This is a genomic window from Nocardioides sp. URHA0020 (assembly GCF_000620705.1).
Taxonomy (GTDB): Bacteria; Actinomycetota; Actinomycetes; order Propionibacteriales; family Nocardioidaceae; genus Nocardioides.
In genome coordinates this window covers 424,484-445,982 of sequence record NZ_KK211169.1, presented here as the reverse complement: position 1 = coordinate 445,982, position 21,499 = coordinate 424,484, and the positions used below count along the sequence as shown (strand labels likewise).

The 21,499-nt window shown below is 72.0% G+C and carries 24 protein-coding genes; 8 read left to right on the top strand and 16 right to left on the bottom strand.

Annotation, left to right across the window (positions count from 1 at the left end; genetic code table 11):
* Nucleotides 1-100: 100 nt before the first annotated feature.
* The 5 genes from N542_RS0117000 to mca all read right to left on the bottom strand — a co-directional run bounded on the left by N542_RS0117000 (nucleotide 101) and on the right by mca (nucleotide 4,534).
* Nucleotides 101-1,102, bottom strand: a complete 1,002-nt coding sequence (locus tag N542_RS0117000) for an ABC transporter substrate-binding protein (RefSeq protein ID WP_028644954.1) — start codon at nucleotides 1,100-1,102, stop codon at nucleotides 101-103.
* A 163-nt stretch (nucleotides 1,103-1,265) separates the two neighbouring features.
* Nucleotides 1,266-2,312 (bottom strand): aldose epimerase family protein, encoded by a 1,047-nt coding sequence (locus N542_RS0116995; protein WP_197025998.1) that lies wholly within the window; start codon nucleotides 2,310-2,312, stop codon nucleotides 1,266-1,268.
* A gap of 28 nt (nucleotides 2,313-2,340) precedes the next feature.
* Complete coding sequence (locus N542_RS0116990) at nucleotides 2,341-3,363, bottom strand: LacI family DNA-binding transcriptional regulator (protein WP_197025997.1); 1,023 nt, start codon at nucleotides 3,361-3,363, stop codon at nucleotides 2,341-2,343.
* A 49-nt stretch (nucleotides 3,364-3,412) separates the two neighbouring features.
* The gene (locus N542_RS0116985) at nucleotides 3,413-3,670 is read right to left on the bottom strand and encodes a hypothetical protein (RefSeq protein WP_028644951.1); all 258 of its coding nucleotides are present in this window, start codon (nucleotides 3,668-3,670) and stop codon (nucleotides 3,413-3,415) included.
* Nucleotides 3,671-3,682: 12 nt separating this feature from the next.
* Entirely contained in the window at nucleotides 3,683-4,534 is an 852-nt protein-coding gene (mca, locus tag N542_RS0116980) for a mycothiol conjugate amidase Mca (RefSeq protein ID WP_036508518.1), read from the bottom strand.
* Between the two features lie 71 nt (nucleotides 4,535-4,605).
* Here mca and N542_RS0116975 point away from each other — a divergent pair, with 71 nt between their 5' ends.
* A complete protein-coding gene (locus N542_RS0116975; RefSeq protein WP_028644949.1) occupies nucleotides 4,606-5,004 on the top strand; it encodes a DUF4307 domain-containing protein in 399 nt (132 codons plus the stop codon).
* A gap of 179 nt (nucleotides 5,005-5,183) precedes the next feature.
* Complete coding sequence (greA, locus tag N542_RS0116970; protein WP_028644948.1) at nucleotides 5,184-5,693, top strand: transcription elongation factor GreA; 510 nt, start codon at nucleotides 5,184-5,186, stop codon at nucleotides 5,691-5,693.
* 88 nt (nucleotides 5,694-5,781) lie between these two features.
* Here the strand turns inward: greA and ilvA are convergent, their stop codons facing one another.
* The 3 genes from ilvA to N542_RS0116955 are packed head-to-tail and all read right to left on the bottom strand — an operon-like array spanning nucleotide 5,782 to nucleotide 9,529.
* On the bottom strand, nucleotides 5,782-6,996 hold the full coding sequence (gene ilvA, locus N542_RS0116965; RefSeq protein WP_028644947.1) for a threonine ammonia-lyase: 1,215 nt from the start codon (nucleotides 6,994-6,996) through the stop codon (nucleotides 5,782-5,784).
* Nucleotides 6,989-8,341: an AI-2E family transporter gene (locus N542_RS0116960; protein WP_028644946.1), complete on the bottom strand. Its 1,353-nt coding sequence runs from the start codon at nucleotides 8,339-8,341 to the stop codon at nucleotides 6,989-6,991. Before N542_RS0116960 ends, ilvA begins: the two co-directional genes overlap by 8 nt.
* Nucleotides 8,342-8,365: 24 nt before the next feature.
* Nucleotides 8,366-9,529 carry a cystathionine gamma-synthase gene (locus N542_RS0116955; protein WP_028644945.1) on the bottom strand — a complete coding sequence of 388 codons (1,164 nt, stop codon included), beginning with the start codon at nucleotides 9,527-9,529 and terminating at the stop codon, nucleotides 8,366-8,368.
* A gap of 95 nt (nucleotides 9,530-9,624) precedes the next feature.
* Here N542_RS0116955 and msrA point away from each other — a divergent pair, with 95 nt between their 5' ends.
* The 3 genes from msrA (at nucleotide 9,625) to N542_RS0116940 (ending at nucleotide 12,163) form a co-directional block, all read left to right on the top strand.
* Nucleotides 9,625-10,263, top strand: a complete 639-nt coding sequence (msrA, locus tag N542_RS0116950; RefSeq protein WP_028644944.1) for a peptide-methionine (S)-S-oxide reductase MsrA — start codon at nucleotides 9,625-9,627, stop codon at nucleotides 10,261-10,263.
* Between the two features lie 162 nt (nucleotides 10,264-10,425).
* Nucleotides 10,426-10,785, top strand: a complete 360-nt coding sequence (locus N542_RS0116945) for a VOC family protein (RefSeq protein WP_028644943.1) — start codon at nucleotides 10,426-10,428, stop codon at nucleotides 10,783-10,785.
* A 40-nt stretch (nucleotides 10,786-10,825) separates the two neighbouring features.
* Entirely contained in the window at nucleotides 10,826-12,163 is a 1,338-nt protein-coding gene (locus N542_RS0116940) for an ABC1 kinase family protein (protein ID WP_028644942.1), read from the top strand.
* A 3-nt stretch (nucleotides 12,164-12,166) separates the two neighbouring features.
* Here N542_RS0116940 and N542_RS0116935 read toward each other — a convergent pair whose 3' ends face one another.
* Genes N542_RS0116935 through N542_RS0116915 form a run of 5 tightly spaced genes read right to left on the bottom strand, consistent with a single transcriptional unit; the run spans nucleotide 12,167 to nucleotide 15,126 of the window.
* A complete protein-coding gene (locus N542_RS0116935) occupies nucleotides 12,167-12,679 on the bottom strand; it encodes a DinB family protein (protein WP_028644941.1) in 513 nt (170 codons plus the stop codon).
* The gene (locus N542_RS0116930; RefSeq protein WP_036508249.1) at nucleotides 12,676-13,410 is read right to left on the bottom strand and encodes a VOC family protein; all 735 of its coding nucleotides are present in this window, start codon (nucleotides 13,408-13,410) and stop codon (nucleotides 12,676-12,678) included. Before N542_RS0116930 ends, N542_RS0116935 begins: the two co-directional genes overlap by 4 nt.
* Nucleotides 13,407-13,721 carry a hypothetical protein gene (locus N542_RS0116925; RefSeq protein WP_028644939.1) on the bottom strand — a complete coding sequence of 105 codons (315 nt, stop codon included), beginning with the start codon at nucleotides 13,719-13,721 and terminating at the stop codon, nucleotides 13,407-13,409. The genes N542_RS0116930 and N542_RS0116925 overlap by 4 nt, the downstream gene beginning before the upstream one ends.
* Nucleotides 13,718-14,347, bottom strand: a complete 630-nt coding sequence (locus tag N542_RS0116920; RefSeq protein WP_051551947.1) for a YigZ family protein — start codon at nucleotides 14,345-14,347, stop codon at nucleotides 13,718-13,720. The genes N542_RS0116925 and N542_RS0116920 overlap by 4 nt, the downstream gene beginning before the upstream one ends.
* Entirely contained in the window at nucleotides 14,344-15,126 is a 783-nt protein-coding gene (locus N542_RS0116915; protein ID WP_028644937.1) for a sulfite exporter TauE/SafE family protein, read from the bottom strand. The genes N542_RS0116920 and N542_RS0116915 overlap by 4 nt, the downstream gene beginning before the upstream one ends.
* A 93-nt stretch (nucleotides 15,127-15,219) precedes the next feature.
* Here N542_RS0116915 and N542_RS0116910 point away from each other — a divergent pair, with 93 nt between their 5' ends.
* The 3 genes from N542_RS0116910 to N542_RS25355 all read left to right on the top strand — a co-directional run bounded on the left by N542_RS0116910 (nucleotide 15,220) and on the right by N542_RS25355 (nucleotide 17,288).
* Nucleotides 15,220-15,900: a hypothetical protein gene (locus tag N542_RS0116910; RefSeq protein ID WP_028644936.1), complete on the top strand. Its 681-nt coding sequence runs from the start codon at nucleotides 15,220-15,222 to the stop codon at nucleotides 15,898-15,900.
* 88 nt (nucleotides 15,901-15,988) lie between these two features.
* A complete protein-coding gene (locus N542_RS0116905) occupies nucleotides 15,989-16,840 on the top strand; it encodes an ABC transporter substrate-binding protein (protein WP_028644935.1) in 852 nt (283 codons plus the stop codon).
* Between the two features lie 34 nt (nucleotides 16,841-16,874).
* Nucleotides 16,875-17,288: a DUF2695 domain-containing protein gene (locus tag N542_RS25355; RefSeq protein WP_051551946.1), complete on the top strand. Its 414-nt coding sequence runs from the start codon at nucleotides 16,875-16,877 to the stop codon at nucleotides 17,286-17,288.
* A 370-nt stretch (nucleotides 17,289-17,658) separates the two neighbouring features.
* On the opposite strand, the gene N542_RS25350 is transcribed toward N542_RS25355, so the two are convergent.
* From N542_RS25350 to N542_RS0116885, 3 genes are read right to left on the bottom strand one after another with little or no spacing between them, the layout of a single operon-like run.
* A complete protein-coding gene (locus N542_RS25350) occupies nucleotides 17,659-19,686 on the bottom strand; it encodes a vWA domain-containing protein (RefSeq protein WP_036508245.1) in 2,028 nt (675 codons plus the stop codon).
* On the bottom strand, nucleotides 19,683-20,069 hold the full coding sequence (locus N542_RS0116890; protein WP_028644934.1) for an OsmC family protein: 387 nt from the start codon (nucleotides 20,067-20,069) through the stop codon (nucleotides 19,683-19,685). The genes N542_RS25350 and N542_RS0116890 overlap by 4 nt, the downstream gene beginning before the upstream one ends.
* Complete coding sequence (locus tag N542_RS0116885; RefSeq protein ID WP_028644933.1) at nucleotides 20,062-21,462, bottom strand: sigma 54-interacting transcriptional regulator; 1,401 nt, start codon at nucleotides 21,460-21,462, stop codon at nucleotides 20,062-20,064. The genes N542_RS0116890 and N542_RS0116885 overlap by 8 nt, the downstream gene beginning before the upstream one ends.
* Between the last annotated feature and the right edge of the window lie 37 nt (nucleotides 21,463-21,499).

The window sequence follows — 21,499 nt, the reverse complement described above, 5'->3', positions numbered from 1 at the left end:
GGTGATGGCTGCGGCGCCGGGCCCGACCCGGAGGTCGAGAGGGAGGGACCCGGCGCCGCCGTGCGGTGCGTGCCGCTCGGCGAGCGGCGCTGGCGATGGCTCAGTACTGCCGGTCGGGCAGGGCCGCCGTGGCCTGCTCCTGGTTGAAGGTGGTCTCCTTGGTGAGGATCCGCGGGTCGACCTTGTCACCGGCGAGGACCTTCTCGGCCACGTCCATCAGCTGCGGCCCGAGGAGCGGGCTGCACTCCACGATGAAGTTGATCTTGCCGTCGGACAGGGCCTGCATGCCGTCGTGCACGGCGTCCACCGTGATGATCTTGATGTCCTTGCCGGGCGTCAGGCCGGCGGCCTCGATCGCCTCGATGGCGCCGAGGCCCATGTCGTCGTTCTGCGCGAACAGCACGTCGATGCCGTCCTGGGACTGCAGGAAGGACTCCATGACCTGCTTGCCGCCGTCACGGGTGAAGTCTCCGGTCTGGGATGCGACCACCTTGATCGACGGGTCGGCCTTGATCGTGTCGGCGAAGCCCTCGCCGCGGTCGATCGCCGGCGCAGCGCCCGTCGTGCCCTCGAGCTGCACCACGTTGATCTTGCCGTCGCCGTTGACATCGGCGTCGGCGGCGTTGTCCACGACCCACTGGCCGGCCTTCTGGCCCTCGACCACGAAGTCGGAGCCGAGGAACGTCTTGTAGAGCGACGTGTCCTTGCTGTCGACGGCCCGGTCGGTGAGGATCACCGGGATGTTGGCGGCCTTGGCCTCCTGGAGGACGGCGTCCCAGCCGGTCTCCACGACCGGGCTGAAGGCGATGACGTCGACCTTCTGCTGGATGTAGGACCGGATCGCCTGGATCTGGTTCTCCTGCTTGCCCTGGGCGTCGGTGAACTTCAGGTCGACACCGGCATCCTTGGCGGAGTCCTGGATCGACTTGGTGTTGGCGGTCCGCCACCCGCTCTCGGCACCGACCTGGGCGAAGCCCATGGTGATCGGGCCGCCGGCGTCCGAGGCCTTGTCGTCGCCGCCGTCGGAGTCGCTGCCGCAGGCGGTGAGCGCGAACGCGCTCAGGGTGATCGCGGTAGCCGCGATCAGAGTCTTCTTCAGCACTGGTCTTCCTCCAGATCGTCGGGCTCTCCACCCTGTGACCGGTGTCACTGAGCGATGAGTGTGAGCGCTAACATTCGCCCCCGTCAAGCCCTGCGACCAGATTGATGCCAGCAATGTGAGCGTTCACTTCGGCGGCCCGCCGATGTGAACGATCCAACGCCACTCAGCTCGGGCGACCGGTCGCCGAGAACCGCCACTCGAGGGTCGCGCGGTAGTCGTCGCCGGGCCGGAGCACCGCGGACGGCCAGTCGGGGTGGTGCGGCGTGTCGGGGTGCAGCTGCGGCTCCAGGGCGATGCCGTCGCCCTGCCGGTGGAGGCGCCCGGGCGCCCCTCGGCTGCTGCCGTCGAGGAAGTTGCCGGTGTAGACCTGCAGCCCCGGCTGGTCGGAGCGCAGCTCCAGACGGGTGCCGGTCCGCGGCGACTCGAGGACGGCGTGGACCCGCAGGCCCGCGCCTCGGACGACGAGGTTGTGGTCCAGCCCGCGCGCGTCGACGACCTGCTCGTGCTCGGCCCGCACGCGCTCGCCGAGGCGCGCCGGTCGCCGGAGGTCGAAGGGCGTGCCGTCGACCGGGGCGTGGTCGCCGAGCGGGATGCCGGTGTCGTCGACCGGGGTGAACAGGTCGGCCGGCACCGTCAGCACGTGGTCGTCGATCGTGCCGGAACCGGCGCCGTCGAGGTTGAAGTACGCGTGGTTGGTCAGGTTGACCACGGTCGGAGCGTCCGTGGTGGCGGCCAGGTCGACCCGCACCGTGTCGCCGTCGACCCGGTAGGCGACCCGGACCGCCAGCTCGCCGGGGAACCCCTGGTCACCGTCGGGGCTGACCAGCTCGAGGACCACCTCGTCGGCGTCGTGGGCCACGACCTCCCAGGTCCGGCGGTCGAACCCGTCCGGGCCGCCGTGGAGGCTGTGGCCACGGTCGTGGGTGCCCACCCGGACCTCGCCGCCGTCGATCGCGAACCGGCCGTGGGCGATCCGGTTCGCGTAGCGCCCGATCGTGCCGCCGAGGTAGTCACCGCTCGCCAGCCGGTCCGCGACGGTGGCGTGACCGAGCACGACGTTGCGCCGTACGCCGTCCTCTCCGGCGACCTCGAGGCGGTGCACCGTGGCACCGAGGGTGAGCACCTCGAGCACCGGACCGGGCGGGCTGCCGATGGTCAGGCAGTGGACCGGGCGGCCGTCGGGCGTCGTACCGAAGAGGCTCTCGCGCACGATGTGAACGTTAACATCACGGGACCGCTCAGAAGCTGGGAGCGGCGCTCGACCCGCGGACGACGAGCCGCGGCGCGATCAGGTCCGCCGACGGTGCGGCCTCGCCGCCGAGGGCCCGCAGGGTGAGGTCCACGGCGTGCTGGCCGAGGAGCGAGAAGGCCTGGCTGACGGTGGTCAGGCCGGGCCAGAAGTACGCCGCCTCCGGCACGTCGTCGAACCCCACGACGCTCACCCGGGAGGGGACGTCGACGCCGCGCTCGTGGAAGGCGCGCAGCACCCCGAGCGCCATCGCGTCGTTGGCGGCGAAGACCGCGGTGACCCCGGGGTCCTCGGCGATCCGCCGGCCGGCCTCGTAGCCGCTGCGGGCCGACCAGTCCCCCGCCAGCTCCGGCCCGGGCAGGCGGTGGCGGTGGTCGTGCGCGCGCCGCCACCCCTCTCGGCGCTGACCGGCCTCGACCCAGTCGGACGGGCCGGTGACGTGGGCGACTCGCCGATGACCGAGGCCGAGCAGGTGCTCGGTCGCGAGCCGCGCGCCCTCGACCTGGTCGATGCCGGAGGCCATCGGCTGGCCGGGGCTGACGCCCTGGACGAGCACCACCGGGACGGGCAGGTCCAGCGACAGGGCGCGCTCGGTCGCGGTGCGGTGCGCCACGGCGATCACCAGCGCCTCGACGGCCTCGTCCAGGAGCCGGTCGACGGCACCCTGGAGGGACTCGGGGGAGAAGTCGGAGACGCCCACGAGCGAGACCTCGTAGCCCGCCGCGTGGCCGGCCTCCTGGACCGAGACCGCGATCATGCTCGGGCCGTGCAGGGCGAGGTGGGCCGAGATCATCCCGATCCGACCGGACCGGTTGGTCGCGAGCATCCGGGCCGCGTTGTTGCGCCGGTAGCCCATCTCGTCGATCGCCGCGAGCACCTTGACCCGGGTCTCCTCCTTGACCAGCGGAGACCCGTTCAGGACGCGGGAGACGGTCTGGTGCGACACCCCGACCTGGGCCGCGACCTCGGCCATGCTCGGCGAGCGTCGCCCAGCCTCTCGCGGCATCTGCATGCCCCGCATCGTAGGGCGCGCGCGGACCGACGGCGCAGACGTCCGCGCGTCAGCCCTGCGGGCGCTCCGGAGCCTGCTCCACGGTCGGCATCGGGGTCGGCTTCCGGTCGGACGGGTCGTAGAGCCCGGCCTCCTCCGCGGCGTCCACCTTGCGCAGCTGCCTGACCAGGCTCCAGCCCAGGAAGGCGACGGCGAGGATCAGGCCGATGAAGATCGCGAACGCGACCCAGCCGGCCTTGACGTCGTTGTCCTTCGGCACCTGGTCGACGAACGAGATCACCTGGGGAAGGACGGTGTGCACCTGCATGGGGACAGTCTCTCAGAGCGGTTCGGTGATGCCGGCGAACAGGTCGTCCTCCGGCAGCGGGGAGGTGACGTGGCTCGTCACCAGCTCGAAGTCCTCGGTCGGCCAGACCTCCACCTGCAGCTCGCGCGGGATCGCGAACCAGAAGCCGTCGGGGTCGATCTGGGTGGCGTGCGCCAGCAGCGCCTGGTCGCGCACCCCGAAGTAGTCCGAGCACGGGACCCGGGTGGTCACCCGCGCGTCCCACTCGGGCTCGTCCTTCCACTCCGCGAGGCGCTCGGTCCACGGTGACTCCAGCCCATGGGCGATCATCGCGTCGTGGGTCGCCTGGATCCGGGCCTTGTTGAACGAGTGGTGGTAGTAGAGCTTGAGCACCTGCCACGGCTCGCCCAGCTCGGGGTAGCGCTCCGGGTCGGCTGCCGCGGCGAACGCCTCGACGCTGATCTGGTGGCACTTGATGTGGTCGGGGTGCGGGTAGCCGCCCCGCTCGTCGTACGTCGTCATCACGTGCGGCCGGAACTCGCGGATCAGCCTCACCAGCGGGGCGGTCGCCTCCTCGAGGGGCACGAGGCCGAAGCACCCCTCGGGCAGCGGCGGCTTCGGGTCGCCCTCGGGCCAGCCGGAGTCGACGAAGCCCAGCCAGTCCTGCCGGACGCCCAGGATGTCGCGGGCCCGCTCCATCTCCTGGCGCCGGATCTCGGTCATGTTCTCGAGGATGTCGGGGCGATCCATCTTGGGATTGAGGATCGAGCCGCGCTCACCCCCCGTGCAGGTGGCGACGTGGACGTCGACCCCCTGCGCGACGTACATCGCGGTGCTCGCCGCTCCCTTGCTCGACTCGTCGTCGGGGTGGGCGTGGACATGCATCAGGCGGAGGCCGGCTCGGGGGCCGGAGGGGCGCTGCGTCACCCGCCCATCGTAGATGGGAGGATTTTGGGGTGACCCAGCCGACCGACCTCGCCGACCGGTACGGCGCGCCGGCACCCTGGCGGCGCCGGGCGGTGATCGCGGTGTCCGTGGTCGTCGTGGCCGCGTTCCTGGGCTGGCTGGGCTGGACGATCTGGGACCAGTCCACCCCGCAGGTCCGCTCGGACCTGGTGGGGTACGACGTCGTGGACGAGCACGAGTCGACGGCGACGGTCGACGTCCGACTGGCCGACAGCGGGGTCGTCGCGAGCTGCACGCTCCGGGCCTTCGCGGAGGACCACACGGTGGTCGGCGAGCTGGTCTTCGTGCCCCGCGACGGCGAGAGCGACCAGTCGGTGCGCACGGAGCGACGGGCGACCTCCGTCGAGCTGCTCGGCTGCACGGCCCCGGGCCAGAACCGCCCCCGCTGACCGACCTGTTGTTAGACTCGTCGGTCTGACGCTCCCCGCGAGGCCGTCGAGGACGGCCCCGCGCGATCGGACACACCCCGATCAGCGCACCTGCCGTTTACCGGCATCTCGTGCGGGGCACCCACCGACGATGCGGCGGAGCGATTCCGCCGTACCTCGAAGCAAGCAGGAGTTACCCCATGACGCAGGCAGCAGCTCAAGGCAAGGTCTGGCTCACCCAGGACGCGTTCGACAAGCTCACCCACGAGCTCGAGGACCTCAAGGGCCCGGTCCGCCAGGAGATCATTGCCCGGATCAGCGCGGCCCGTGACGAGGGCGACCTCAAGGAGAACGGCGGCTACCACGCCGCCCGCGAGGAGCAGGGCAAGCTCGAGGGGCGGATCCGCCAGCTCGAGGACATGCTCCTGCGCGCCGAGGTCGGCGAGACCCCGGCCGACGACGGCGTCGTCGAGCCCGGCATGAAGGTCACCTACAAGTTCGTCGGGGACTCCGACGACGAGGTCGAGACCTTCCTGCTCGGCGCCCGCGAGATGGAGGACGCCGCCGGCGGCCTCAAGGTCTACTCGCCGCAGTCGCCCCTCGGCTCCGCCATCCTCGGCTCCACCAAGGGCGACACCGTCACCTACGAGGCCCCGAACGGCAAGTCGCTCCAGGTCGTGATCATGGACGCGGTCCCCTTCACCGGCTGACCCCGTCGCCGAGTCGGCGCCACTTTCTCACCGATGGGTGGAAGGTGGCGCCGACTCGGCATTTACGGGGGTGTTCACGGGGCGGTGCTCACGGGGCGATGCGGTAGCCGCTCTCGCGCAGGCGCGCCAGCACCTGCTGGGCGTGCGGCTCGCCCCGGGTCTCGAGCTGGAGGTGCACCTCGACCTCGTCGACGTGCAGCGTGGGCGAGATCCGCTCATGGACGACCTCGAGCACGTTGGCGCCGGCGGCGCTGACCTCGACCAGCAGCCGGGCCAGGCCGCCGGGGACGTCGGGGATGCAGACGCGCAGGTTGAGGTAGCGCCCGGCGGCGGCCATGCCGTGCCGGATGACCTTGCCCAGCAGCAGCGGGTCGATGTTGCCGCCCGACAGCACCGCGACCGCCGGGGTCGGGAACGCCGTGGGGTGCTCCAGCAGCGCGGCGACCGCGGCGGCTCCGGCCGGCTCGACCACCATCTTGGCGCGCTCCAGCGTGGCGAGCACGGCCCGGGCCATGGCGTCCTCGGAGACCGTCAGGATCTCGTCGACGTGGTCGCGCACGGCGGCGAAGGTGATGTCGCCCGGGCGCCCGACCGCGATCCCGTCGGCCATCGTGCTCATCGAGGTGAGGGCCACCGGCGTGCCCTGGGCCAGCGATCCGGGGTACGCCGCGGCGCCCTCGGCCTGCACCCCGACCACACGCACGTCGGGCCGCACCGCCTTGATCGCGATCGCGATCCCGGCGAGCAGGCCACCGCCGCCGGTCGGCACCAGCACGTTCTCGACGTCGGGGGTCTGCTCGAGGATCTCCAGACCCGCGGTTCCCTGACCGGCGACGATGTCGACGTGATCGAAGGGGTGGATCAGCACCGCCCCGGTGCGCTCGGCGAAGCGGTGCGCCTCGACCAGCGCGTCCTCGAGGTAGCGGCCGTGGAAGACCACGTCGGCGCCGTACGCCCGGGTGGCCTTCTCCTTGGGGATCGGCGCGCCCTCGGGCATGAAGACGGTGGACCTGATGCCGAGCAGCTGGGCGGCGAGCGCGACGCCCTGGGCGTGGTTGCCGGCCGACGCCGCGACGACGCCGTGCGCCCGCTCCTCCGCCGTGAGCCGGGCGATCCGGACGTAGGCGCCACGGGCCTTGAACGAGCCGGTGCGCTGGAGGTTCTCGCACTTCAGCCAGACGGGGCCACCGGCCAGCGCGGAGAGCCAGCGGGACTCCTCCATCGGCGTCTCGATCGCGACGCCGGCGAGCACCTCGCGGGCGGCCCGGATGTCGGCCAGGTCGACGCTGGGCACGTCACTCATCGTCGCTCGGCCCCTGACTCACGTCGACGGTCTCCCCCGTCTCCTCGTAGTCCTCCTCCAGCTCCTCGACCGGGTCGTCCCCCGGGCTGGTGTAGGCCGCGAGGTGCTGGACCACGGCGTTGACGGCGGCCGCGATCGGTACGGCGACCAGCGCGCCCGCCACGCCGGCGATGAGGACACCGGCGCCGATCGAGAGGATCACCGCGAGCGGGTGCACCGAGACCCAGCGGCCCATCAGGAAGGGCTGGAGCACGTGCGCCTCGAGCTGCTGGACGCCGATGATCACCGCGAGCATCAGCAGCGCGGTGATCGGCCCGTTGGCGACCAGGGCCACCAGCACGGCGACGGCACCGGCGACGGTGGCACCGACGAGCGGGACGAACGCGCCGAGGAAGACCAGGACGCCGATCGCCAGCACGAACGGCACCCCGAGGATCGCAGCGCCGACCGCGATCCCGATGGCGTCGGTCAGGGCCACGATCACGGTCGCCCGGACGAACTGGGTCAGCGAGATCCACGCGACCCGGCCCGAGCTGTCGACGTGGCCGCGGGCGGCGCGCGGGGACAGGCGCACCAGCCAGGACCAGATCCGCTCGCCGTCGGCGAGGAAGAAGTACGTCGAGAAGAGCACGATGAAGAACCCGGCGAACACGTGCCCGACGGCCGTGCTCACCTCGGTGATCCGGCCGACCACCTCGCCGCCCTCCGACTGCTTGGTGATGGCGTCCTGCGCGCGGTCGATGTAGTCGTTGATCTGGGAGTCGCTCGCGTGCAGCGGGCCGTCCTTGAGCCAGTCCTTGATCTCGTCGAGCCCGGCGACCGTCTGGTCGGCCAGGTCGGTGGCACCGGTGGCGATCTGCTGGCCGGCCAGCGTCAGCAGCAGCCCCACCAGCGCGATGCCGGCGATCACGACGCCGAGCGCGGCGAGGCCGCGCGGCAGCCCGATCCGCACCAGCAGGTCGACGATCGGGATGACGAGCGCCGCGATCAGCATCGCGATCACCACGGGGAGCACGACGACCGACAGGTAGCCGATCGCCAGGAAGACGATCCCGCCCGCGGCCACGATGACCAGGAAGCGCCAGGCCCAGGCGGCCGCGAGGTCGACCCCCCACGGGACCTGCCGGCTCATCACCGAGGGACCGACGACCACGGCCGGCATGTCCAGCTGGGCCTGCCGCTCGTCACGCAGGTGCGCGAACTGGTGGGCGAGTCGGGCGGCGAGCCGCTCCTCGCGGTCCTCGGCCTCGGTCACCGGCCGCTGGCGCCGCGGGATGCCCGGCAGCCGTCGCCGGGCGGATTCGGGCTCCAGGGGCAGCTCGGGCCCGCCAGCGTCGTTGCTCACGCCGACAAGGTACCCAAGTCGGCGTCAGCCCAGCGCACGCTCCAGGTCGGCCACCAGGTCGTCCGCGGTCTCGATGCCGACGCTGAGCCGGACGAGGTCGGCCGGGACCTCCAGATCGGTGCCCGCGACGCTCGCGTGGGTCATCCGTCCGGGGTGCTCGATCAGCGACTCGACCCCGCCGAGCGACTCCCCCAGCGTGAAGACCTCGGTGCGCTCGCACACGGCCAGCGCCTGGGACTCGCCACCGCGGACCCGGAACGACACCATGCCGCCGTACCGCTTCATCTGGCGCTGCGCCACCTCGTGCCCGGGGTGCGTCTCGAGGCCGGGGTAGATCACCTCGCCGACGGCCGGGTGGCTGGTCAGGAAGTCGACGACCCTCTCGGCGTTGTCGCAGTGCCGCTCCATGCGCAGCGCGAGGGTCTTGAGGCCGCGCAGGGTGAGCCAGGCGTCGAACGGGCCAGCGACCGCGCCGATGGCGTTCTGGTGGAAGGTCACCTTCTCGGCGATCTCCAGGTCCCTGACGACCAGCGCGCCACCGACGACGTCGGAGTGCCCGCCGCAGTACTTGGTCGTCGAGTGCACGACGACGTCGGCGCCGAGGGTCAGCGGCTGCTGGAGGTACGGCGACGCGAAGGTGTTGTCGACCACCAGCAGGGCCCCCGCGTCGTGGGCGATCGCGGCCAGGGCCTCGATGTCGCCGATGTTGAGCAGTGGGTTGGTGGGCGTCTCGACCCAGACGAGCCTGGTCTGGCCGGGGCGGATCGCGGCCGCGACCCGGTCCAGGTCGGAGACCGGCGCGGGGCTGTGGTCCAGGCCCCAGGCCTGCTCCACCTTGTCGAAGAGCCGGAACGTCCCGCCGTACGCGTCGTCGGGGATGACCACGTGGTCACCGGGACGGCACAGGGCCCGGACCAGGGTGTCCTCGGCGGCGAGCCCGGAGGCGAAGGCGAAGCCCCGCTCACCCTCCTCCAGCGCCGCGATGTTGCCCTCGAGGGCGGTGCGCGTCGGGTTGGCGGAGCGGCTGTACTCGTAGCCGCCGCGCAGCCCGCCGACGCCGTCCTGCTTGTAGGTGCTGGTCGCGTAGATCGGCGGGATGACCGCTCCGGTCGCCGCGTCGGGCTCGTAGCCCGCGTGGATCGCCCGTGTCTCGAACCCCGACTTGCTCCGGTGCTGCTGCTCGCTCATCCTCCGAGGCTATCCGGCCCTCGACGGCCGGGAACGCCACGCCCCCCGGCGGTGTTACAGACTGTGCATCATCACTGCGATCTGAAGGAGAGCACGTGTTCCTCACCCGCAAGGCCCAGCTGGTCGCCCCCGAGGAGGCCCTGGCCGGCCGCAGCGAGCGCAACTTCCCGCTGGCCGAGAAGCACCGCGTCCTGGACGCACCCCTGGTCACCGATGACGTCCCCGACGGCTTCGAGGTCGCGTTCTTCGGCCTCGGCTGCTTCTGGGGCGCCGAGGAGATCTACTGGCAGCTCCCCGGCGTCTGGTCGACGTCGGTCGGGTACGCCGGCGGCACCACCCCGCACCCGTCGTACGACGAGGTGTGCTCGGGCCGCACCAACCACACCGAGGCGGTCCGGATCGTCTTCGACCCGAGCACGGTGTCCTTCGCCGACCTGGTGAAGACCTTCTTCGAGGTCCACGACCCGACCCAGGGCTTCCGGCAGGGCAACGACGTCGGCACGCAGTACCGCTCGGCGATCTACTTCACCAGCCCCGAGCAGGAGCAGGTCGCTCGCGAGCTGACCACGGTCTACGGCGACGAGCTCAAGCGCCGCCGCCTGGGTGACATCACCACCGAGATCCGCCAGGCCCCGACGTACTACTACGCCGAGGACCACCACCAGCAGTACCTCGCCAAGAACCCCTTCGGCTACCGCTGCCACGCCAACACCGGCGTGAAGTTCCCTGGCTGAGGCATCTGAGCCCGCCTGAGCCACCCTGAGCTGTCGTGGCTGAGGGTCGCGGGTCCGGTGGCCGCCGCTCGCAGACCATGCGGCGGCGGGCACCGGCTCCGGGTGCAGGGCGCCCGCCGCTCGCGCAGTGACACTGTCGGCGGGCGCGTCTAGGTTGCCGAGATGACCATCGCGCGCTTCCCGACCTTCGTCTACGACTGCCCCGACGCCGCGGCGCTCGCCGGGTTCTACGGCACCCTCCTCGGGTGGGAGGTGACCTCCGAGGACGACTGGCACGAGATCCGGCCGGCCGACGGCAGCAGCTGCATCAGCTTCCAGACCGTCGCCGACTACCGGGCGCCCACGTGGCCCAGCCAGGAGGTCCCCCAGCAGCTCCATCTCGACGTCGTCGTCCCCGACCTCGACCGGGGCGAGGCGGAGGTCTTGGAGCTCGGTGCCACCAAGCCGGAGCACCAGCCCGGCACGACGTTCCGGGTCTTCCTCGACCCGGCCGGACACCCCTTCTGCCTGTGCACGAGCTGACGCGACGGCCGCGTTAGGAGCCGTTTGGGACACTGGACCCATGACCGAGCTGCCCCGCAAGGCCGTGGCCAGGACGGCGAGGCTGGCCGCCCTGCCGCTGGGGTACGCCGGCCGCAGCGCGCTCGGCTTCGGCAAGCGGATGGGCGGCAAGCCCGCCGAGGCCGTGATGTCCGACATCCAGCAGCGCACGGCCGAGCAGCTCTTCCGCACCCTGGGCGAGCTCAAGGGTGGCGCGATGAAGTTCGGTCAGGCGCTCTCGGTGCTCGAGGCGGCCCTCCCCGAGGAGGTCGCCGGCCCCTACCGCGAGCAGCTGACCAAGCTCCAGGACTCCGCGCCCCCGATGCCGACCCAGCAGGTCCGCGAGGCCCTCGCCCGCGACCTCGGCAAGGACTGGAAGAAGCAGCTGGCCTGGCTCGACGGCGGCCCGACCGCGGCCGCCTCGATTGGGCAGGTGCACCGGGGCCGCTGGGTCGACGGCCGCGAGGTCGCGGTGAAGGTGCAGTACCCCGGTGCCGGCGACGCGCTCCGCTCCGACCTGCGCCAGCTCTCCCGGCTCGCCCGGACCATGGGCACCCTGGTCCCGGGCATCGACGTGAAGCCGCTGATCGCCGAGATGCAGGCCCGCACCGAGGAGGAGCTGGACTACCGGCTCGAGGCCGATGCTCAGCACGCGTTCGCCGAGGCGTTCCGCGACCACCCCGACTTCGTCGTGCCCGACGTGGTCGCCGCCGGCGACACCACCCTGATCACGGAGTGGCTGGAGTCGACCTCGTCGCTGGCCGCGGTGATCTCGGACGGCACCCAGGAGGAGCGCGACCACTACGGCGAGCTCTTCGTGCGCTTCCTCGTCGAGGGGCCGGCGCGCACCGGCATGCTCCACGCCGACCCCCACCCCGGCAACTTCCGGATCCTGCCCACCGAGGACGGGAGTCCGGGCGGGATGGGCATCCTCGACTTCGGCGCCGTCGCCCGGCTGGCCGAGGGCGCGCTGCCGCTGGCGATGGGCTCCCTGATCCGGATCGCCGCCATCGAGGACGACGAGCAGCTGCTCGCGGGGCTGCGTGACGAGGGCTTCGTCAAGGACCGCGTGACCATCGACCCGGCCCTGCTGCTCGACTACCTCTCGCCCTTCGTCGAGCCGACCCAGGTCGAGCGCTTCCAGTTCTCGCGGGAGTGGATGCAGGCGCAGTTCCAGCGGGTCAACAATCCGCGCGACCCGGCGTACACGCTGGCCCTCAAGATCAACCTGCCGCCGTCGTACCTGCTGATCCACCGCACCTGGCTCGGCGCCATCGGGATCCTGAGCCAGCTCGGCGCCGAGGTGCCGTTCCGCGAGATCCTGACCGCGTCGCTGCCGGGCTTCGCCGACCCGGCCTAGCGCTCACTCGCCGGTGGCGCCGTCGATCGACTCGCGGATCAGGTCGGCGTGGCCGTTGTGCCGGGCGTACTCCTCGATCATGTGGACGAGGATCCAGCGCAGCGAGAAGGGCGAGCCCGCCCGGCCGGTGCGCTGCGAGAGCTGGCCGAGGTCGCCCGCGCCGCGGATCGTCCGGTCGGAGGCCGCGATCTCCGCGTCGAGCAGCGTGAGCAGCTCCTCGGGGGTGTCGTCGACGGCGCTGTGCCAGTCCCAGTCGGCGTCGGCGTCCCAGTCGACCGAGGCCCAGGGCTCGCCGTACTCGTGGCCCTCCAGGACGCACCGGAACCACCAGTGCTCGACGAAGGCCAGGTGCTTGACCATCCCACCCAGCGTCATCGCCGACGGCGGGAGCGTGGTGTCGAGCTGGGCGGCGTCGAGGCCGGCGACCTTCGTCCGCAGCGTCTCGCGGTGGTAGTCGAGGTAGCCCAGCAGCGTCGCCGCCTCGTCGCCGGTGGGTGGCGGGTCGACCCGGGTCACGGCATCCTCCTCGTGATGCAGTACGGCGTGCCGACCGGGTCGGTCAGCACGGTCCAGCCGTCGCGCCGGGCCACCTGGGTGGCCCCGAGCGCGAGGTGCCGGGCCACCTCGGCGTCGCGGTCGTCGGTCGCGAGGTCCAGGTGGGCGCGCACGGGTCCGTCCGCGTCGTCGAGCCGCTGGACCAGCCAGCGCAGCGGCTGGTCGGCGGGCGGCTGGAGGCGTTCGAGCTCCGTCTCCTCCAGGTCGGTCAGCTCCCACCCGGTCAGCCCCTGCCAGAAGGCGACCTCACCGTTGTACGCCGCCCGCGGGACGTCGAGGCACAGCTGGTCGACCTGCGAGCGGTGCCCGCCGGGCCAGGTCGCCGGGGCCGGGCGCCGGGTGGCCGGATGGGTGACGAAGCAGCAGATCAGGCCGCCGGGTGAGCGGACCACGACGTAGCCCTCCTCGTGGCGGACCAGCACGTGGCCGCCGAGCTCGATCGCGGCCTCGGCGGCGACGGCGGGGTGCTCGACGTGCAGGTCGAGGTGGATCCGGCCCGGCCCGTCCTCGAGGTGCTGGACGCGCAGGTAGTCGTCGCCGTCGGGCGGCAGGAGGCTGACGAACTCGTCGGTCTCGCCGCGCGGAGCCGAGACGGCGTACCCGGTCACGTCGCGCCAGAACGCCAGCCCGCGGTCGAGGTCGCCGGGCGCGAGGTCGAGGAACGCGCTGACCCAGAAGGGGGTGATGCTCATGGGACCGGCCGGTGCAGGACGGCGCCCGTCGGGGTGACGATGACGTCGTCGCCGTCCGCGACCGCAGTCCCGTCGACGAGCAGCGACATCCCGGGATCGGCGAGAGGCGGGAAGAGCACCGTGACGACCGGGTTGACGCCGACGTTGGTGATCGAGCCCCGGCCCGGGGTGTCGATGCGCAACGAGGCATCCTCGGCGACCGCGCGCACCGAGACCGCCTTGACGGTGTCGTCCTTGGTGGTGAGCAGGTAGCCGCGGTCGAACTCCTGCAGCCGCTGGGGCAGGTCGGCGAGGTCGACGAGAACACTCATGGGGAGAGGCTATCGACCCAGCGCTCGCCTGCCACCGTGGTTGTGGCGGTGCCGGCGGTGAGCTCGGCCAGGACGGCGGCCAGGCGCGGCTCGTCGGCCGGTGGCACGCCGAGGGTGAGCGAGACGCCGACGGCGTACGCCGTGTCGAGCACGGCGAAGCCGCGCGACCGCAGCTCGCTCTCGATGCGACCCGCGTCGAGGTGGTCGAGCTCGAGCAGGTGCTCCCGCGCCAGGGTCCGCTGGAGGGTGCCGGCGCTGTCGAGAGTGGCGCGCACGGCATCGCCGTACGCGCGCACCAGGCCGCCCGCACCCAGCAGGGTGCCGCCGAACCACCGGGTCACGACCGCGATGACGTCGCCGAGCCCGGCACCACGGAGCACCTCGAGCATCGGCGCCCCCGCCGTGCCCGCCGGCTCGCCGTCGTCGGAGGACCTCTCCACGGAGTCCTGGTGGATCCTGAACGCCGAGCAGTGGTGGCCCGCGTCCCCGTGCTGCCTGCGGAGCCGCTCGACCAGCGCGCGCGCCGCGACCTCGTCGTCGACCCGGGCGACGGTGCACAGGAAGCGCGAGCGCTTGACCTCGATCTCGACCTGGGCCCCGCGCGCGACGGTCAGGTAGCTGCTCATGACCAGACGCCGAGCACGTCGCCGCCGATCCGGACGATGAAGGCCGAGACGACGACGATGAAGAAGACCCGCACGAAGCGAGCGCCCCGGGCCACGGCGGTGCGCGCGCCGACGTACCCGCCGACGATGTTGCAGAGCCCCATCACCGCCGCCACCTGCCACAGGACCGCGCCCTGCGGGGCGAAGACCAGGATCGCGGCCAGGTTGGTCGCCCAGTTGGCGAGCTTGGCCTTAGCGGACGCCTCGAGGAAGCTGTAGCCGAGCAGGCCGACGAGGGTGATCACGAAGAAGCTACCGGTGCCGGGGCCCAGGGCGCCGTCGTAGAACCCGATGGCGAGGCCGGTGCCCATCGCGGCCGCCGTGTGGCGGTGCCCGGAGAAGCGCAGCGCGGTGGCGTCGCCGAACTGCGGCTTGAGGAGCACGTAGCCGCCCACCACGACCAGCGCCACGAGCACGATCGGCTCGAAGGCGTCGCGCGGGATCTGGCTGGCGACCAGCGCGCCGGCCGCCGAGCCGACGAACGCGAAGGCCATGAGGGGCAGGAACGTCCTCGGGTCCGGGCGGATGCGGCGGTAGTACGTCGCCGCGCTCACCGTCGTCCCGCTGATGGCCGCGACCTTGTTGGTGGCCAGCACCTGGACGGTCGAGGCGCTCGGCAGCCCGAGCAGCAGCGCCGGGAGCTGGATCAGCCCACCGCCGCCGACCACGGCGTCGACGAAGCCCGCCGCCAACCCGGCCAGGCCGAGGAGGACCAGCACGGTCGCGGAGACGTCATCCATCGCGGCCATTCTCCAAGTGGGCTCCCAGTCGACCTCAAGCGGGAGGCGACATGGTCCTCACATCCACTCCGGACCACAGAGAAGAGAGACCTCATGAACCGCCGCTGGTTGAGCCGGGCGCTGATCGCGCTGGCCGTCCCCGCACTCGTCGTACCCGCCGTCGCCGGCCCCGCCACCGCGGCGGCCAAGGCTCCGGGCGTCCCCAAGATCGCTGCCGTCGCGAAGATCTACCCGCACCTGAAGGGCGGCACCGCCACCGTGTCGACGACCAAGGTCTACGGCCCGGGCAAGAAGTGCAACACCACCAAGGTCATCAAGGGCGCCCGCGGCCGGTCGGCGTCGTACGCCCCCAAGTACGACCCGAGCGACCCCTCGTCCTACCTGGCCACCGGCGCTCGTCCGAGCGTGTCGGTGCAGGCCTACAAGTTCCCGACGGCCAAGGCCGCGGTGAAGTACCTCCACGGCTACGCGGCGTACGCCAAGAAGTGTCCCGGCTCGAGCGCCGGCGGGGGTGGCGGCACCGGTGGCGACGCGCCGAAGTGCAAGACCTCGATGAAGAAGATCCGGTTCAAGCTGGGCAACGAGCGCTGGGGCTACCAGATGCGGTCGACCTGCACGATCGCCGGCCACAAGACGTCGTCGGTGTTCAACACGCTCTTCGTGCGCAAGGGCCGGGTCATCGTCTACACCGGTGCGATGTCGATGGACGCCACCGCGCCGTCGATCCCGAAGTCGGTCAAGCTCACCGCGCGCGCCCTCAAGGCCGCCGCCTGAGCCGTCCGGGCGGGTCGGGGCCCTCGGTCTCGATCCGCCCGGCTGCTCTCGACCGCTGGGCCGCTGGACCGGTGGCTAGGGTCGAGGGATGCGGATCGTCTCCCTGCTCCCGTCGACGACGGAGATCCTGTTCGCGATCGGTGCGGGTGCGGACGTCGTCGGGCTCACCTTCGAGTGCGACTACCCCGCCGAGGCGAGGAGCCGCCGGATCGTGTCGACCTCCGCCATGCCGGAGGGCCTGTCGGCCGCCGAGATCGATGCGTACGTCGTCGGCGCGGTCGCGCGCGGTGAGGACCTCTACCACCTGTCGGCGGACGCGCTCGCCGAGCTCGACGCCGACCTGGTCGTCACCCAGGACCTGTGCGCGGTCTGCGCCGTCGACGTCTCGGTCGTCGACGACGCCCTGTCCTACCTGGGCTGCCGCGCCGAGGTGCTGACCATCGACCCCCACACGATCGACGAGGTCTTCACGTCGATCGGCGTGCTCGGCCGGGCGACCGGCCACGAGACGGCGGCGGCCGACCTGGTGGCCGGGCTCCGCGAGCGTCTCGCTGCGGTGCGGTCGCGCGTCGCCGACCTGCCTCGGCCTCGCGTGATGCTGCTCGAGTGGACCGACCCGCCGTACGCTCCGGGGCACTGGGTGCCCGAGATGGTCGAGGCTGCCGGCGGCCTGTGCCTGCTCGGCAAGCCCGGCGCGAAGTCCGAGCGGGTGCTCTGGGAGTCCGTCCACGAGGCCGCGCCCGAGGTGATCGTGGTGGCGCCGTGCGGCTACGACCTCGCCGGCGCGCAGCGGCTCGCCGACGACCTGGTGGCGTCCGGCGTGCTCCCGCCCGGCGTACCCGTGCATGCCGTCGACGCCAACGCCGCCTGGGCCCGCCCCGGCACCCGCCTGGTCGACGGCATCGAGGAGCTCGCCGCGATCCTCCATCCCGACCACTGACGGGGCTGTCGGTGGCCGCCGGTAGACATCTGCCATGCCCGAGATGTCTGTCGGCGACGAAACCGAGCTCTACCTGAGGATGGTCGCCGACCCCGGCAGCGAGCCGGGTCTCTACGAGTGCCTCGGCTGCTTCGTGGCACGACGGGTCGAGGCGGTCGGCTGCGACGGGTCGTTGATGTGGACCCAGTGGTTCCGCGACATCAAGTCACCCACTGCGACCGCCCTGGAGGAACGGCTGCACCGGATCGGCGTCTCCTGCGACTGCCACCTGACCCGCAACGCCTACCGGATGGAGCGCGCTCTGCTGATCCGTGACCTGATGACCGACGAGCTGTCGCAGCCCGACGAGATGCCCGACTGCGCCGGCGTACGCCGGACGTCCACGAAGCCGTGTGCCAACTGGGAGCGTCGCCCCCTCAGCGAGCAGGAGCCCGGCCGGCACGGCTGATCGGTCGCCCGATCCCCCGGCCGGCCGTCCTGGATCGACGATGACCGAGCCGACGGCTCGGTGGTTGAGGTGCAGGGCCGCTAGGCCCGAGCCTCGAAACCACCCACCCAGAGACGACTCGGTGGTTGAGGTGCGAGGGCCCCCAGGCCCGAGCCTCGAAACCACCCAGCCGGACAGGACCATGCCGTGCTCACTGCGCTGCCTACGCTGCGGAGGTTTCGAGGCTCGGCGCTGGCGCGCCTCGCACCTCCACCACCGGGGAGCAGGGGCTTCGAGGCTCGGCGCTGACGCGCCTCACACCTCCACCACCGGGAGCGGGGGCTTCGAGGCTCGGCGCTGACGCGCCTCACACCTCCACCACCGCGGGCGGTCAGTCGCCGACCCAGAAGCCGCGGCCGTTGCCGCCGAACCAGTCGCCGTAGCCGCCGGCAGCGCCGCGGCCGCGGGAGCCGAGGTACGAACCGACCACCGCGGCGCCGAGGTCGTCGAGCTCGGGGGCCACGACCCGGCCGTCGACGCGCTGCGCCATCTGGTCGATGAAGCGACCCAGGCCGGGGTCCTCGCCGAGCTTGAAGAACGTCGTCTGCGCGCCGAGGCGGCCGGCGTTGTCGAGCTCGCGGACGGCGTACGCGACCGTGAGCGGGTGCGGCGGGTAGGAGAAGTAGACCTCGCCGTCGGGCTCCAGGTGGGAGGTCGGCTCGCCGTCAGTGACGATGAGGAGCACCGGCTGGGCGTTCGGGTGCTTGCGGAAGTGCCGGTTGGCGAGCAGCAGCGCGTGGTGGAGGTTGGTGCCCTTGTCCCACATCGCGTCCAGCGCCGTGAGCTGCTCGATGTCCATCACCTCGGCGTGCCGGCCGAAGGCGATCAGCTGCAGGTCGTCGCCGCGGAAGCGCGACTTGATCAGCGTGTGCAGCGCGAGGGCGGTGCGCTTCATCGGGACCCAGCGGCCGTCCGTCGCCATCGAGAACGACGTGTCGACGAGCAGCGCCACCGCAGCCTGCGTGCGCGCCTCGGTCTCCTGGACCTCGACGTCGTCGATCGACAGCCGGGGGCCGGTGGGGTCGCCGGCGCGCCGCAGAACTCCGTTGAGCATCGTGCGCGGGACGTGCCACGGCTCGGTGTCGCCGAACGCCCACTCCCGGGTCGCCCCGGACAGCTCGCCGGCGGCGCCCGCCTTCTGCAGCTCACGGTTGCCCTGGCGACCGGACATCCGCTCGGCGACGTCGCGCAGCAGCGCCTTGCCCAGCTGACGCATCGCCTTCGGGGTCAGCCGGAGCTGGCCGTCGGAGCCGCGCTTGAGGGTGCCCGAGTCCCGCAGCGCCTTCTCGAGCTGCTGCAGGGTCCGCGCGTCGACGGCCGCCTCGTCGCCGAGCTGGCGCGCGATCTTGTCCAGGTCGAGGTCGTCCATCCGGGCGCCGCCGTACGACTGCGAGAGCTGGTCGGAGAGCTGGTCGAGGTCGGCGAGGTCCTGGAAGACACCGGTCCCGTCGCCGAGTCCGAGGCCCTCCTCGCCGCCCATCTGCTCAGAGCCGCCCCAGTCGAGGTCGGGCCGCAGGGACTGCAGGTTGTCGTCGAGCCGGCTGAGCGACTCCATCAGCTGCGGGGAGCCGAACGCACCGGCCGAGAGCTCCATCAGCTCCTGGCGCTGCTCGGGCGACATCGAGTTCATCATCCGCTGGGCCGCCGCCGAGCGCTGGGCGAGGGACTCGAGCAGCTCGTCGATGTCCTGCGGGCTCTCGGGGAAGAACTCGCTGTGCTTGGCCATGAACTCGTCGAAGTCCTGGGGGGTGTCGTCACCCAGCCGGTGCTTCTCGAGGAGCTCGTTGAGGTCGCCGAGCATCTCGTTGACGGCGGCGCGGTCCTCGTCGGTGGCGTTCTCGAGCGCCTGCTTCATGCCGGCGAACCGCTGGTCGAGCATCTCGCGACCGAGCAGGTCCTTGATCTTCTCGTAGTCCTCACGGGCCTGCTGGCTCTGCCAGTCGTACGACGACAGCTCGCTCACCGCCGACGCCGTGTTGGGCGAGCCCTCCTGCGGCCACGCACCCTCGAGCTGCATCTCGCGGAAGGCCCGGTCGCCGTCGTCCATCATCGCGTCTCGGGCGAGCTGCTTGCGCTCCTCGAGCACCGCCCGGTCCAGGAGCTCGCGCACCTCCTGCAGCGTGCCGTCGAGGTTGTGCCGCTCGGTCAGCTCGCGGCGGCGCTCGGCGACCCGGCGGGCCAGGTCGTCGAGGCCGCTCTGGTCGCGACCCCCGCGGCGCAGGAACTCGCGCATCGCCCGCTCCGGCGAGTAGCCGGCCATCACGTCCTCGCCGATGGCGTCCAGCGCCTCGGCCAGGTCGACGGGCGGGGCGAGCGGGTCGCCGCCGTCGTACCTCGTGAAGCGAGAGCGGTTCTTCATCGCCGGCCCACCGTGACCTCTCCGCTCACGACGCGCGGGATCTCCGCGACCTCGTCGACCTGCGCGAGCAGCCGCGCGATCGTCGCCTCGTCCTCGGGAGAGTCGATCTCCACGGCGTACGTGATGGCGGTCGTCGACCAGGTCTCGGCGTCGAAGTCACCCGCGACCCGGACCAGGACGCCGTCGAGCTGGATGCCGGGACGCGCCTCGCGGTAGACGACGTTGAGCACGCACACGCCGACGCTCACCAGCAGGAGGTGCGCCCCGGTGTCGTCGGTGTCGACGCCGATCCCGGCGTCGGTCCACGGGTGCTCGAAGAGGGGGCCCGCGTCGATGATCCGGGAACCCGCACCGACCTCGACGTCGAGGTGCAGCTCAGCCATAGACGGTCTCGGACCCGTCGGTGTCCTTGCCGACCTTGCGGGCCAGGTAGAGGCCCTCGAGCGCGAGCTCGATGGCACCGGCCCGCTGCCCGTCGTTGGTGGCGCCCAGGCGGTCGCAGACCTCGTCGTACAGCTCCGACTCCCCCAGGACCGGGAGGCCGGTGAGGAAGTCGCGGGCGGTGACCTGCTCGCCGGTGGTGACCATGGCGCCGGCCTCGATCGCCTGCACGAGCAGGCCGAAGTCGATGCCGCGGAAGTGGTGGCGGACGGTCTCGGCGGTGGCGGTGCGGAGCAGGTGGTTGAGCACCTCGGCCTCGCGGCCCTCCTCGCCGCTCTCGAACTCGATCTTGCCGCCGAGCACCTCGACGGCGGTCTGGAGGTCGACCACGCGGGCGACCGGCTCGGGCTCGCCCTGGACGGTCGCGCGGTGCAGCGCCGCGGCCGCGATCGTCTCGGCGCCGGCGATCGAGAAGCGGGCCGAGACCCCCGAGCGCTGGTCGACGGAGCTCGACTCGCGCAGCGCGCGGGTGAAGCGGGCCAGCACCTCGACGAGGTGGTCAGGTACGTCGGCCACCAGGTCGGCCTCCTGCCGGATCACCGAGACCTCGTCCTCGAGCTCGGTCGGGTAGTGCGTGCGGATCTCGGCGCCGAAGCGGTCCTTGAGCGGGGTGATGATGCGCCCGCGGTTGGTGTAGTCCTCGGGGTTGGCGCTCGCGACGACCAGCACGTCGAGCGGCAGCCGCAGCACGTAGCCGCGGATCTGGATGTCGCGCTCCTCCATCACGTTGAGCATGGCGACCTGGATCCGCTCGGCCAGGTCGGGCAGCTCGTTGATCGCGATGATGCCGCGGTGGCTGCGCGGGATGAGCCCGAAGTGGATCGTCTCGGGGTCGCCCAGCGAGCGGCCCTCCGCCACCTTCATCGGGTCGACGTCACCGATCAGGTCGGCGACGCTGGTGTCGGGGGTGGCGAGCTTCTCGGCGTACCGCTCGCTGCGGTGCCGCCAGGCCACCGGCAGGTGGTCGCCGAGCTCGGCCGCGCGGCGCTGCGAGGCGTGCGTGATGGGGTCGTACGGGTGCTCGCCCAGCTCGGAGCCGTCGATGACGGGCGTCCACTCGTCGAGCAGGCCGACCATGGTGCGCAGCAGCCGGGTCTTGCCCTGGCCGCGCTCGCCGAGCAGCACGATGTCGTGACCGGCGATCAGCGCGCGCTCGAGCTGCGGGATGACGGTGTCCTCGAAGCCGTGCAGTCCCGGCCACGGGTCGCGGCCCTCGCGCAGCGCGGCCAACAGGTTGGCGCGGATCTCCTCGCGGAGCTGGAGCTGGACGTGGCCGGAGGCGCGGAGCTCGCCGACCGTGGTGATCTCGGGCGGAGCCGTGGGAGCAGAAGTCACTCCCTCACGCTACTGCGGGGGCCCACACGGCACGGGT